12 protein-coding genes are annotated in these 12,925 nt (G+C 74.8%); 5 read left to right on the top strand and 7 right to left on the bottom strand.

The window, feature by feature from the left end; all coding sequences use genetic code 11:
- The first annotated feature begins 38 nt into the window (after window positions 1-38).
- Window positions 39-1,151, top strand: coding sequence for a helix-turn-helix domain-containing protein (locus ABT158_RS42095; RefSeq protein ID WP_352363465.1), 1,113 nt, complete (start codon window positions 39-41; stop codon window positions 1,149-1,151).
- Between the two features lie 52 nt (window positions 1,152-1,203).
- On the opposite strand, the gene ABT158_RS42090 is transcribed toward ABT158_RS42095, so the two are convergent.
- Window positions 1,204-2,172, bottom strand: coding sequence for an NAD-dependent epimerase/dehydratase family protein (locus tag ABT158_RS42090; RefSeq protein ID WP_352363463.1), 969 nt, complete (start codon window positions 2,170-2,172; stop codon window positions 1,204-1,206).
- Window positions 2,173-2,372: 200 nt separating this feature from the next.
- On the opposite strand from ABT158_RS42090, the gene ABT158_RS42085 reads away from it, so the two are divergent.
- Entirely contained in the window at window positions 2,373-3,917 is a 1,545-nt protein-coding gene (locus tag ABT158_RS42085; RefSeq protein ID WP_352363461.1) for a serine/threonine-protein kinase, read from the top strand.
- 60 nt (window positions 3,918-3,977) lie between these two features.
- Here ABT158_RS42085 and ABT158_RS42080 read toward each other — a convergent pair whose 3' ends face one another.
- Window positions 3,978-4,640 (bottom strand): hypothetical protein, encoded by a 663-nt coding sequence (locus ABT158_RS42080; RefSeq protein WP_352363459.1) that lies wholly within the window; start codon window positions 4,638-4,640, stop codon window positions 3,978-3,980.
- A gap of 236 nt (window positions 4,641-4,876) precedes the next feature.
- Between ABT158_RS42080 and ABT158_RS42075 the strand changes: the two genes are divergently transcribed.
- Complete coding sequence (locus ABT158_RS42075) at window positions 4,877-6,466, top strand: lectin (protein ID WP_352363457.1); 1,590 nt, start codon at window positions 4,877-4,879, stop codon at window positions 6,464-6,466.
- Between the two features lie 35 nt (window positions 6,467-6,501).
- On the opposite strand, the gene ABT158_RS42070 is transcribed toward ABT158_RS42075, so the two are convergent.
- Complete coding sequence (locus tag ABT158_RS42070) at window positions 6,502-7,464, bottom strand: NADP-dependent oxidoreductase (protein ID WP_352363455.1); 963 nt, start codon at window positions 7,462-7,464, stop codon at window positions 6,502-6,504.
- Between the two features lie 99 nt (window positions 7,465-7,563).
- Here ABT158_RS42070 and ABT158_RS42065 point away from each other — a divergent pair, with 99 nt between their 5' ends.
- Window positions 7,564-8,175, top strand: a complete 612-nt coding sequence (locus ABT158_RS42065; protein ID WP_352363454.1) for a TetR/AcrR family transcriptional regulator — start codon at window positions 7,564-7,566, stop codon at window positions 8,173-8,175.
- Here ABT158_RS42065 and ABT158_RS42060 read toward each other — a convergent pair.
- From ABT158_RS42060 to ABT158_RS42045, 4 genes are all read right to left on the bottom strand, one after another.
- Entirely contained in the window at window positions 8,138-8,992 is an 855-nt protein-coding gene (locus ABT158_RS42060) for a dioxygenase family protein (protein WP_352363452.1), read from the bottom strand. The genes ABT158_RS42065 and ABT158_RS42060 overlap by 38 nt on opposite strands.
- A gap of 67 nt (window positions 8,993-9,059) precedes the next feature.
- Entirely contained in the window at window positions 9,060-10,073 is a 1,014-nt protein-coding gene (locus ABT158_RS42055) for an NAD(P)/FAD-dependent oxidoreductase (RefSeq protein ID WP_352363450.1), read from the bottom strand.
- A gap of 168 nt (window positions 10,074-10,241) precedes the next feature.
- Window positions 10,242-10,763 (bottom strand): isoprenylcysteine carboxyl methyltransferase family protein, encoded by a 522-nt coding sequence (locus ABT158_RS42050; RefSeq protein ID WP_352363448.1) that lies wholly within the window; start codon window positions 10,761-10,763, stop codon window positions 10,242-10,244.
- 34 nt (window positions 10,764-10,797) lie between these two features.
- Entirely contained in the window at window positions 10,798-11,874 is a 1,077-nt protein-coding gene (locus ABT158_RS42045) for a type III polyketide synthase (RefSeq protein WP_352363447.1), read from the bottom strand.
- Between the two features lie 126 nt (window positions 11,875-12,000).
- On the opposite strand from ABT158_RS42045, the gene ABT158_RS42040 reads away from it, so the two are divergent.
- Window positions 12,001-12,873 (top strand): UbiA family prenyltransferase, encoded by an 873-nt coding sequence (locus tag ABT158_RS42040; RefSeq protein ID WP_352363445.1) that lies wholly within the window; start codon window positions 12,001-12,003, stop codon window positions 12,871-12,873.
- Window positions 12,874-12,925: the final 52 nt, after the last annotated feature.

Here is a 12,925-nt window from a genome sequence, read left to right as displayed (position 1 = left end):
TGGAACGTCCTGCGAACCCCGGAAAAGGAGGCGGGCGCATGAGCCCCGCAGTGGTGAACGGCGTCCACGCCCGCATGCTCGCGGCCGAACTCAGCCTGCTGAAGGCCGCCTCCGGTCTCGGGCTGGTACAGCTGGCGGGGCACACGCACTGCAGCAAGTCCTCGCTCCAGCGCTACCTCAGCGGCAAGCTGCTGCCGCCCCGCCAGGCCGTCGAGGCCATCAGCAAGGCGTGCTGCGGCGACACCGCGCGCCTGGTGGCGCTGTGGGAGCTGGCCGTGGCCGGTCCTCCCGCACGGCCGCGGCCGGCGCAGCTCCCGCACGACGTGCCGGGCTTCACCGGCCGCTCCGCCGAGCTCGCCCGCCTGGCGGACCTGATGCCGGACTCCGGCAACGCCATCGCGATCGCGGTGATCGACGGCGTCGCCGGCGTCGGCAAGAGCGCGCTCGCCGTGCACTTCGCGCACCGCGTGGCCGGCCGGTTCCCGGACGGCCAGCTCCACCTCGACCTGCGCGGCTCCGACGCCGAACGGGGGCCGCTGCCGCCCGCCGAGGCGCTGGCCCAGCTCGTCCGGGCCCTCGCCCCGGACCTGCGGCGCCTGCCCGGCGACGTGGGGGAGCGGGCGGCGCTGTTCCGCAGCCTGATCGGCGGCCGGCGCATGCTCGTCCTGCTGGACGACGCCGTCTCCACGGACCAGGTCCGCGCGCTGCTGCCCGGCAACCCCGGATGCCTGGTGCTGGTGACCAGCCGCCACCGGCTGGGCGGTCTGGTCGCCCGGGACGGCGCCCACCACCTCGCCCTGGGCATCCTGACCGCCGCCGAGTCCGCCGACCTGCTGGCCGCCGCCGCCGGCGCGGAACGCATCGCCGCCGAGCCCCGGGCCGTCGCCGGCATGGCGCGGTTGTGCGGATATCTTCCGCTGGCGCTGCGCATCGTGGCCGAGCACCTGGTGGTGAACCCGTCGCTCACCATGACCGACCTCTTCGGCGACCTCGTCAGCGACCTCGACGGTGACCGCGCCGCCGGGCAGCGGGCCCCGGACCGGCCCGCCGCCGTACGGGCGGTGTTCCCCAGGTCCTACCGCGCCCTGCCGCCGCCGGCCGCGCGGGCGTTCCGGCTGCTGGGCAGGCAGGGGTGCCTGGACCGGCGCTGACCAGCCGCCGGGTGCCGCCGGGTGCCGCCGGGTGCCACGGTGCCGCGCCTGGTCAGCGGGCGTTTCCCGCGCGCAGCCAGGAGACGTAGTCGGCGATCCCGGAGCCGGTGTCGTAGGCGGGCTCGAAGCCGGTGTCCTCGCGCAGCCGGGTGACGTCGAGGCACAGGTCGCGGCCGGGGCCGGCGGGGTCGCGGCCCTCCCGCAGCTCGACGTCCGCGCCGGGCACGGCTGCCCGGATCGCCGCGGCGACCTCGCCGTTGGTGGTCATCCGGCCGGTGGCGACGTTGTACGTGCGGTGGCGCAGCCGCTCGGCCGTCTGCAGCAGGGCGATGGCCCGCCCGCAGTCCTTGACGTAGCACAGGTCGCCGCCGTCCCCGGCGTACGCGCCCCACGCGGGGCTCGTCAGGTCCGGCGCGGCGCCCCGCACGGCGGCGTGCACGAGCTGCGGCAGGAGGAAGAACGGCGAACGCGCGTGGCCGAGCGGCCCCCAGATCGCGCCGATGCGGAGGTTGACCACCTCCAGCCCGGCGGTCTCGGCCAGATGACCGGCCATCAGCTCGCCGATCTTCTTGAACGTCGGGATCGGGTGGCCGGCCGACATCGTCAGCGGCAGGTCCTCGGCCAGCGGGCTCGGGGCCGCGACGCCGCCGTAGACGCCGATGGTGCTGGCCAGGCCGAGCCGGGACACCTGCCACTCGGTGGCGGCGTGGAAGACGTTGAGCAGGCTCGCGACGGCCTTCTCGACCCCCTCGACCGGCTCGTGCGCATCGACCGGCCAGGGCATCGAGCCCGCCAGGTGCACGATTCCGGTGATCTTGTGCCGGTCGCCCAGGGCGAGCAGCGCCGCCCGGTCGGTGAGGTCGGCCCGCTCGACGACGAGCCGCCCCTCGGCCTCCCCGGCCAGCGGCGCGGGCACCTCGGGGGCCCTGCGCTGGACGAGCACGACGGATTCGCCGAGGTCGAGCAGCGCTCGCGCGGTGTGCGTGCCGATGAAACCGAGCCCGCCCGTGATGAGGATCATTACCCCAACTCCTTGTCATCAGCACCACTGATCGTCAGTGGCGCTGATGATTACCGTAGTGCGCGGAGCCGACTGCTGTCCAGCGGGCGCAGGACGGGTCCCGCGCCGAATGGCGAGGTGAACCCGGGGGCGGCGGATCCTGATTCATCCCGCTAAAGTTCATGATTCGGTACCGCTGCTGTCCCAGGAGTCACCGCCTCATGCCGAACGCCGAGCCCTTACGTCCTGGAGATCCCACGTCCTTGGGGGCCCACCGGATCACCGGATGGCTGGCCTCCGGCGGGCAGGGGGTCGTCTACCTCGGCCAGGGGCCGGACGGGCGGCCCGTGGCCGTCAAGGTCCTGCACGGGATCGTGGCCGGTGAGCGGTTCGCCGCCCTGACGGAGGCGGCCCGCCGGGTGGGCTCGCCGGGCGTCGCGCGGGTGCTCGACGCGGCCTGGGGGCGGCTGTCGTACATCGTGAGCGAGTACGTGGAGGGGCCGTCGCTGGCCGAGGTGGGCCGGCTCGGCGGCGGGAACCTGCGGCACCTGGCGGTGGGCACGGCCACCGGGCTGGCCGCGGTGCACCGGGCGGGGCTCACGCACGGCGACCTCAAGCCGTCCAGCGTGCTGCTCGGCCGGGACGGCGCGCGCCTGGTCGGCTTCGGCACCGCGGGAACCGGCCCGGGCTCCGGCCGCGCCGGCGCGGGCACCGGGCCCGGTCACGGCTCCGACGGCGGCGCGGTGGCGTACATGGCGCCGGAGCAACTGGACGGGCGCACGGCGGCCGCGACGGCGGGGACAGCGGCGGGAACTGCGGCGGGCGCGACGGCCGGAGCCGCGGCGGACGTCTTCGCCTGGGCGTCGGTGATGGTGTTCGCGGCCACGGGCCGGCCGCCGTTCGGCGACGACGCCCCGGCCGCGGTCGCCGGGCGCATCCTGCGCGGCGAGCCCCAGCTCGGCGACCTGCCGGACCCGCTGCGCGACATCGTCCGCGCCTGCCTGGCCAAGGATCCGCAGGCCCGCCCGCCCATGACGACCGTCCTGCCGCTCGTCCTGGGCGAGCCCCGCCCCGCCACCCCGGAGCCTCCTGAGGATCATCGGGACGCTCCCGCGGGAACGGCCGGCGGTCCGGTCGTCTCGCCGGCGGGCCGGTCCAGGTGGGCGGTGGGGCGGCGGTCGCCGGTGCTGGCGCTGGCGGCCGGGGCGGTGGCCGTGTCGGTGGCGGCCGGCGTCGTGGTGTGGAACTCCGGCAAGCGCCAGGCGGACGCGGAGGTGCGGTCCGCCCGTGAGCCCGTGCGCACGTCCGCCTCGGCGGGGCCGTCCCGGCACGGCACGGCCGCGTCCAGGCCCACGAGGACGCCGCAGCACCGCGCGACCCGCCCCACCCCCTCCGCCACGGGCCCGTCGGAACGCTCCACGACGCCGCCCGCCACCACCCGGCGGGCCTCGTTCGCCCTGGCGTACGTGCGCGTCCAGGGCTCCTCGACGATCAACTCGGCCGGGGTCGCCTGCTACACCGGCGCGGTGAACTTCGCCGCCGGGGTGAACGCCACCCGTCCCGGCGCCGCCTACTCCTACCAGTGGCTCTACGACGGCAGGGTCATCGAGCGCGGCTCGTCCCGCTTCCCCGCGAACAGCCGCAGCGGTTACGTGAGCTCCAGGAGGCTCATCACCCCCGCGCGGGGCAGGCACACCGTCACCTACCGGATCCTGACCCCCTCGCCGAGGACGAAGTCGGTCAGGTTCACCATGTGCGCGCCGTAGGCGGGCACGAGAAGGGCGGGCCCGCGTGGTGCGGACCCGCCCTGATGGCAGCCACCGGCATCACAGCCCGTAGCTGACCACCCAGTATCCGTTGTACCGTCCGCCGTAGCAGGACAGCCTGGTCGGGCTGTGCCAGCTACGGACGACGACGCCACCGCCGATGCGGCAGCGCAGCGAGGTCACGTACCGGTAGTTGTAGCCCCAGTCGCGGTCGCCGTCCCGGTAGCGGTCGTCGTCGTCGCGCTCCTCGTCCCGGTAGCGGTCGTCGTCCTTGTACCGGTCGTCGTCCTTGTACCGGTCGTCGTCCTTGTACCGGTCATCGTCCTTGTAGCGGTCGTCGTCCTGGTACCAGGCGTGTTCCTTGCCGTGCTCGTCGTCCTTGCACCGGTCGTCGTCGTCCTTGTAGCGGTCGTCGTCCTGGTACCAGGCGTATTCCTTGCCGTGGTCGTCGTCCTTGCAGCGGTCGTCGTCCTTGTGCCGGTCGTCCTTGTCGCGGTCGCCGTCCCAGGAACGGTCGCCGTCCCAGTGGTGGTCGCCGTGGTGCCTGTGGTGGCGGTGCCACCACGGGTCGTCGGCGAGGATGTACGGACCCCTGACGTCGTAGTCCGGGGCCACGTACTCGATCGGCTCCGGACGCGGGTCGGCGGCAGCCGGACCGGCGGTGACGAGCGGAAGAGCGCCGGCGGTGGCGCAAGAGACAAGTGTTGCGATGAGTCGTCGCATCACACCGATCCAATCACTGTCGATGATCTAACCGCTACAGATAGTAACCGCAGGTCAGCGACTTGAAACGCGGCCCGGAGGGCTCCGGGACACCCCTTCGGAAGCCCTTTGCGCGTCCAACGGCAGGCAACAGAATCCCTCAGAACCCCTTGACTCCACACGCAAACCGACGGACGATCCTGTTTGATTCGGTCGGATCATGTTGGGTCCTCACCCCTCGGTGTTGAAGGAGTCCCATGCGTGCGATCCTTCGGTCAACCCTCGCCCTGGCCCTCGCCGCGACCTGCCTGACCGCCGTCGCCGGCCTCGCGCCACCGGCCGCCGCCCTGGACAACGGCCTGGCCAGAACGCCCCAGATGGGATGGAACGACTGGAACAGCTTCGGCTGCTCGGTCAGCGACACCCTCGTCAGGCAGACGGCCGACGCCATGGTCGCCTCCGGCATGGCCGCGGCCGGCTACGCCTACGTCAACATCGACGACTGCTGGTCCACCAGGACCCGCGACGCGGCCGGCGACCTCGTCCCCGACCCCCAGAAGTTCCCCGGCGGCGTCAAGGCCGTCGCCGACTACGTGCACGCCAAGGGGCTCAAGCTCGGCATCTACTCCTCGGCCGGCACCACGACCTGCGCCGGCTACCCGGCCAGCCTCGGCAACGAACGCAGGGACGCGGCCCTATGGGCGTCCTGGGGCGTGGACTACCTCAAGTACGACAACTGCGGCGACCACCTCGGGCAGAGCGCGCAGCAGCGCTACACCGCCATGCGCGACGCGCTGGCCGCCACCGGCCGGCCCATCCTCTACAGCCTGTGCAACTGGGGCCAGGACGCCGTCTGGACCTGGGGCATGCCGGTCGGCAACTCCTGGCGCACCACGGGCGACATCCAGGCGAACTGGGGCTCGGTCATGGGCATCCTGGACAGCCAGGCGGGGCTCGCGGCGTACTCGGGGCCGGGCGGCTGGAACGACCCCGACATGCTGGAGGTCGGCAACGCCGGGCTCACCGCCACCGAGTCGCGGGCCCACTTCAGCCTGTGGGCGCTGCTCAACGCGCCGCTCGTCGCGGGCAACGACCTGCGCTCGATGAGCGCCGAGACCCGGACGATCCTCACCAACGGCGAGGTCATCGCCGTCGACCAGGACTGGGGCGGCCGGCAGGGACACAAGATCGCCGACAGCGGCGACCTGGAGGTCTGGCGCAAGCCGATGGCCGCGACCGGCACGGGCACGGGCTCGGTCGCCGTCGTGCTGCTCAACCGGGGCGGCGCCGCGGCCACCGTCTCCACCACCGCCTCCGCGCTCGGCCTCGGCGCCGCCGCCACCTACTCCGTACGCGACCTGTGGGCCCACACGACCGGCTCCTCGGCGGGCACGATCAGCGCCTCCGTCCCGGCCCACGGAGCCGCCATGTACGTCGTCACCGGCGGCGGCACGCCCCCCGCGGCCACCGCGCTCAAGGGCGCCGGCTCCGGCAGGTGCCTGGACGTGCCCGGCGCGTCCCAGACCAGCGGCACCCAGGTCCAGATCTGGGACTGCAACGGCGGCGCCAACCAGCAGTGGACCCCCACCACCGCGGGCGAGCTGCGCGTCTACGGCGGCAAGTGCCTCGACGTGTACGACCGCGGCACCGCCGACGGCACCCGCGTGATCATCTGGGACTGCAACGGCCAGACCAACCAGCAGTGGCGGCTCGGCGCCGACGGCACGGTCACGGCCGTCGGCGCGAACAAGTGCCTCGACGCGCCGGGCAACGCCACCGCCAACGGGACCCGGCTCGTCATCTGGACCTGCAACGGCGGCGCCAACCAGCGGTGGACCCGGACCTGACCCCGCTCGCCTGAGCGGCCCCGCTCAGGCCCCGCTCAGGCCACGCGCAGGACGATCTTCCCCTGGATGTGGCCCCGCTCGGCGCGTTCGTGCGCCTTCGGGGCCTCCTCCAGCGGGAACACGCTGTCCACGCCGACGCGCAGCCGCCCGGCGTCGATCAGCTCGGCCAGCGCGGCCATCTGGGCCCCGTCGGAGTGCACCTGGCCGCCGCGGCGCACGATGCCGCGCCGGGCGAGCTCCTCGTCGTGGTAGTCGCCGAAGAAGACCGGGCTGAGCGTGCCGCCGTCCTTGAGCACGGGCAGCAGCGTGTGGCCGCCGGTGCCGCCCACGGTGTCGATCAGGCAGTCCACGTCGCGCACCGCGTCCTGCGGCCGGACCCGCGTGTAGTCGACGAACTCGGCCACGCCCAGGTCCTTCAGGAACGCCTCGTGCCGGCCGGAGGCGACGCCGATGACGTGCGCGCCGAGGTCCGCGGCGAGCTGGACGGCGAAGTGGCCGACGCCGCCGGCCGCGCCGTTGACCAGGACCCGGCTGCCGGGCCGCAGCCCGATGATGTCGTGGACGTACTGGTAGGCGGTGAGCCCGGCCATCGGCACGGCGGCGGCGGTGACGTGGTCCACCGAGGCGGGCTTGCGGGCCAGGTGGCCGGCCGGGGCGGTGGTGTACTCGGCGTACCCCCTGCCGCCCTCGTCGCCGACGCGCGGGAAGCGGACGAGGCCGTACACCTCGTCGCCCGCCCGCCACTCGGTGACGCCGTCGCCGACGGCCGTCACGACGCCCGAGACGTCCGAGCCGGGGGTGAAGGGCAGCGGGATCTCCGGCCGCATCGACGGCGGGATGTTGGCGAACCCCCGCCGGGCGTACCAGTCGGGCGGGTTGAGCGCGGCGGCGTGCACCTGCACCAGGACCTCGCCCGGCCCCGGCGCGGGCCGGGGCACCTCCTCCAGGCGCAGGACCTCGGGGCCGCCGGTCTCGTGCACGCGGATGGCCTTCATCATCGATTCTCCTCGGGGAGACGGGCGCCGCTATGATGCGGAGCAGTGTTCCGGATCATAACTGGAGCACTGCTCCGCTTGTCAATCGCCGGAAGGGATCGCATGACCTCCACACCCCGGAACCAGCGCGCGGACGCCCAGCGCAACCGGGAGCGCATCCTGGCCGTGGCCGCCGCCGTCATCGAGGAGCAGGGCACGGAGGCGTCCCTGCGCGACGTCGCGCGCCGCGCCGAGGTCGGCCTGGGCACCCTCTACCGGCACTTCCCGACCAGGGAGGCGCTGCTGGAGGCGCTGCTGCGGCAGCGCTTCGACCAGCTCGCCGAACGCGCCAGGACGCTGGCCGGCGCCGCCGCGCCGCACGAGGCGCTGGTGGAGTGGCTGCGCTCGTTCGTCGCGGGCGCGGGCGCCTACCGGGGGCTGGCCGCCTCGATGATGGCCACGATCAACGACGAGGGCTCGCCGCTGCACGCCTCCTGCCACGCCATGCGCCAGGCGGGCGGACGGCTGCTGGAACGCGCCCAGGCCACCGGCGAGGTGCGCGCCGACGTGACCGGGCTCGACCTGTTCGCGCTGGCCAGCGCGGTGAGCTGGATCGCCGACCAGGCCCCCTCGCTGGCCGCCCGCGGCGACCACCTCTTCGGCCTGATCATGGACGGCCTGCGCCCCCCTGAGCGGCTCACCGGCCCGGCGCCCACCCCAGCGGCACCAGCCTGAGGTCGAACTCGACCTCCTCGTACGGCTCGTCCATCTCCCACCCGCCGGTACGCGGCACCGGCCGCCGCACCAGCTCCTGCTTGACCGCGAACGCGGCGTCGGAGCCCAGGTAGGGGTCGCCGGCCAGGAACACGTGCGTGGTCAGCGGCCGGTGGCCGGGCGCGGTGACCTGGTAGTGCAGGTGGGCCGGGCGCATCGGGTGCCGCCCGATCGCGCGCAGCAGCCGGCCGGCGGTGCCGTCCGTCGGCACCGGGTAGCTGCTCGGGCGGATCGTGCGGAACCAGTAGTGGCCCTCTTCGCCGGTCGTGAACAGGCCGCGCAGGTTGCCGGGCGGCTGGGCGTCGTCCTGGCTGTCGTAGAGGCCGTCGTCGGCCGCCTGCCACACGTCCACCGTCGCGCCGGGCAGCGGCGTGCCGTCGCAGGACAGCACCCGTCCGTGCACGACCATCGGCGTCCCGCGACCGCGCTCGGGGCCCTCGCTGATCCACGCGCCCGGCTCGCGTTCGGGGGCGGGGGAGTGGAAGGGGCCCTCGACCGAGGAGGGCGTCATGTCGTCCGGGCCGGCGTGGTTGATGTCGTCCACGGCGGAGGTGAGGCCGAGCATGTCCGACAGCAGCACGAACTCGTCGCGGCCGGGTGTGCACCACCTGCCGGTCTCGGCGAGGAAGGCGAGCCCGGCCCGCCACTCGGCCTCGGTGGGACGCACCTCGTCCACGAACGCGTGCAGGTGGGCGATCAGCGCGGAGACGATCTCGCCGACCCGCGGATCGGGGGCGTCCACCTGGTCGAGCACCTGCCGCACGAGCTTGTCTGTCATGGCGACCGTCCTTGACGGGGACCGTGGGGGGTTCATTATCGGCGTCCGGCCGGGGGCCGGGGAAGGCTCAGGCCAGCACGCGGACCACGCCGGCGAACAGGCCGGGCAGCCGGCGCGCCGCCGGGACCACCAGGCGGGCCGTGCCGGGACGGCGGGCGGCCTGCACCAGGGCCGCCGTCAGCAGCCGGTGCGTGCGCGACAGGCGCAGCCACGCGGCGTCGTAGTCCTGCGGACGGTCCGCCGCCAGGCACCGGACCAGCAGCTCCGCCGAGCGCACGGCCAGCGAGACGCCCTCGCCGGTGAGCGCGTCCACGTAACCGGCGGCGTCGCCGACCAGCAGCACGCGGCCGGCCCGGCGGGAGCGCACCGCCTGGCGCAGCGGGCCCGCGCCGCGCACCGGGGTGACGGCCGGGCCGCTCAGGCGGCGGGCCAGCCCGGGGAAGCCGCGCAGGTGCTCCTCGAAGCCGCGCCGCGCCGAGCTGAGCACCGCGACGCCCACCAGGTCGTCGCCGACCGGCGTGACGTACGCCTCGCCCGCCCCCGACCAGTGGACCTCGACGAAGTCGCTCCACGGCTCGATCCGGTAGTGCCTGCGCAGGCCGTACCGGCGGGGGCCGCGCACCGGCAGGTCGAGCCCGAGCGAGCGGCGCAGCGGCGAGTGCAGGCCGTCGGCGGCCACCAGCCAGCGGGCCCGCAGCCCGATCGCGCTCACGCCGTCGCGGTCCTGGTCGGCGCGGGCGATCCGGCCGGTGACCGTCTTGACGCCCAGCTCGGCGGCCCGCTGCCAGAGCGCGGCGTGCAGGCTCGTGCGCCGGACGCCGAGCCCCGGCCCGGCGGCGAACGCGGCCCGCGCCTCCCGCCGCCCGTCGAGGTAGTGGATGCCGCGGAACCCCCGGCCCTCGACCGGCGCGCCCATCGCCGCCAGCGCGGCCACCCCGCCCGGCATGACGCCCTCGCCGCACGCCTTGTCCACCGGCGCGGCCCGCGGCTCGACGACGACCGCCTCCATCCCGGCCAGCGCCGCGTGGATCGCCGTGGCCAGCCCCGCCGGCCCCCCACCCGCCACCAGCACGTCGATCACCGGCCCGCCTCCCGGTCGCTCGCCACGAGCACGTCGATCACCGGCTCACCTTCCGGTCGCTCGCCACGAGCACGTCGATCACCGGCTCACCTTCCGGTCGCTCGCCACGAGCACGTCGATCACCGGCTCACCTTCCGGTCGCTCGGCCAGAGCACGTCGGTCACCGGGTCAGCTCCTGGTCGCGAGGGTGAGCGCGGCGTTCTCGCAGCGGATGCGCACCACCATCAGCGCGGCGTTGAGCAGCGTGAACGCCAGCGCCGTCAGCCACGCCGTGTGCACCAGCGGCAGCGCCAGCCCCTCGGCCGCCACCGCCACGTAGTTGGGGTGCCGCAACCACCCCAGCCGGTACGGCCCCCGCCGCACCAGCGGCAGCCCCGGCACCACGATCACCTGCGTGTTCCACCGCGGCCCGAGCGCGGTGATGCACCACCACCGCAGCGCCTGGGCCGCCACGACCACCGCGAGCATCGGCCAGCCGAGCGCGGGCACGAATGGCCGCCCGGCCACGGCAACCTCCAGCGGCGCGCACACCAGCAGCCCGGTGTGCAGGGCCACCATCCACGGATAGTGCCCCCGCCCGGTCACCACGCCGCCGCGCGCCATGCTCCACGCGGCGTTCCGCCTGGCGACGACCAGCTCGGCCAGACGTTCCAGGCCGACGAGCACGATGAGCACCAGATACCAGGTCACAGGCCAACCACCAGCCGATCGCAGGGACGGGGGACTACCAGCGCAGCAGCACGAGCTCGGAGCAGAAGCCGGGGCCCATCGCGATGACCAGCCCCCAGCTCCCCGGCGCCGGCGGCTCCCCGGCCAGGGTGTCGCCGAGCACGTGCAGGACCGAGGACGACGACAGGTTGCCGTTGGCCGCCAGCGAGCGCCACGTCACGTCGAGCGCGCCCACGGGCAGCTCCAGCACCTCCGACACCGCCTCCAGCACCTTCGGCCCGCCCGGATGGCACACCCACGCCGTCACCTCCCCGGCGGTGATCCCGTGCTCGGCCAGGAACCCGTGCACGTCGTCGGCCAGGTACCGGCGCACCACGGCGGGGACGCTGGCGTCCAGCATGACCCGGAACCCGGTGTCGCCCACCTGCCAGCCCATGACGTGCTCGGAGCCGGGATACAGGTGACTGCGGGTGGCGACGACCGTGGGCCCGGCAGCGGGCCCGGCAGTGGGCCCGGCCGCGTCCCGCCCGCCGCCGCTGGCGACCACGGCCGCCGCGCCGTCGCCGAACAGCGCGCTGGCGACCAGGTTCGCGGGCGAGGAGTCGCCGCGCTGCAGGGTCAGCGAGCACAGCTCCACCGACAGCAGCACGGCCACGTGGTCCGGCCAGCCGCGCAGGTAGTCGTGCAGCCTGGCGATGCCCGCCGCGCCCGCCACGCAGCCCAGGCCGAAGACCGGCACCCGCTTGACGTCGGGACGCAGCCCGAGACCGGCGGCCAGCCGGGCGTCCACGGACGGCGCGGCGATGCCGGTCACCGACGTGAACATGATCAGGTCGACGTCGGTCGGCTCCAGCTCGGCGGCGTCCAGGGCGGCCTTCACGCTCTCCAGCCCCAGCTCGACCGCGACGGAGACGAAGGCGTCGTTGGCCGCGCCGAAGCCGTTCAGCTTCTCGTAGCGGTCGATGGGCAGGGCGAGGTTGCGGTGCTCCACGCGGGCGCTGCGGTGCAGGCGGTCGAGGAGGCGGCGGTCGGCGCCGTCGGGCAGGCACAGGCGGGCGGCCATGTCGGTGAGCTCGGACTGCGGGTAGCGGTGGGGAGGGAACGCACAACGGACTGCGGAGATTCGGGTCATGCAGTGCTCCCTCGGCAGGTCGCCCACAACACTCACTCCCCGCACGCTTCCCGCAAGGATGGTCATTTAAGCCATACGCGGCGCGTGGGAATTCTCGGCCCGGATCTCCCGGTCTACGATCACCGTGTGACCGACCCGGATCCCACGGCCGCCGCCGTCGTGCGCGGCGGGCCGGTCCGCACGGCCGTCGCGCTGGCGCTGGCCTGCCATCCGGGCCCGACCGTGGCCGTGACCGCCCTGGTCACCGCGCTGGCCGTGGCGGCGGGCCGGGACCCGGCCGGGTGCGTCCTGGTGGCCGCCGCCGTGCTGGCCGGGCAGTTGTCGATCGGCTGGTGCAACGACGCGCTCGACGCCGGACGCGACGCCGCCGCCGGGCGTACGGGCAAACCGGCCGCCGACGGCACGGTGAGCGTGACCGCCGTGCGGGTGGCCGCGCTGGCGGCGCTGGCCCTGTGCGTGCCGCTCTCGCTGGCCTCGGGCCGTACGGCGGGGCTGGCGCACCTGGCGGGCGTGCTGGGGGCCTGGGGGTACGACTTCGGCCTGAAGGCCACCGTCCTGTCGTGGGCGCCGTACGCCGTCGGGTTCGGGGTGCTGCCGGCGTTCGTGACGCTGGGCCTGCCCGGGGAGCCGTGGCCGGCGTGGTGGGCGGTCGCGGCGGCGGCGCTGCTGGGCGTGGGCGCGCACCTGGCCAACGTGCTGCCCGACATCGAGGGCGATCTGGCGACCGGCGTGCGCGGGTGGCCGCAGCGGCTGGGGGCGGCGCGCGTACGGCTGCTGGTGCCGGTGCCGCTGCTGGCCGCCACCTGCCTGCTCGTCCTCGGGCCCGCGGGCGCGCCCGGGGTGGCGGGGTGGGCGGCCATGGCGGCCGCGGTGCTGCTCGCGGCCGGGGGAGCGGTGCTGGCCGGACGGTCCGCGCGGGCGCCGTTCGTCACCGCCGTCGCGGTGGCGGCCGTGGACGTGCTCCTGCTGCTCGCCAACGGCGCCGCCCTGACGGCGTGAGCCGACGGCGCCGCCCTGACGGCCTGAGCCGACGGTGCCGCCCTGATGGCCT

It is taken from the genome of Nonomuraea sp. NPDC001636 (assembly GCF_040298265.1).
Lineage (GTDB): Bacteria > Actinomycetota > Actinomycetes > Streptosporangiales > Streptosporangiaceae > Nonomuraea.
Note: the sequence above shows the minus strand (reverse complement) of the source record. Positions and strands in the feature narration are given on the sequence as shown.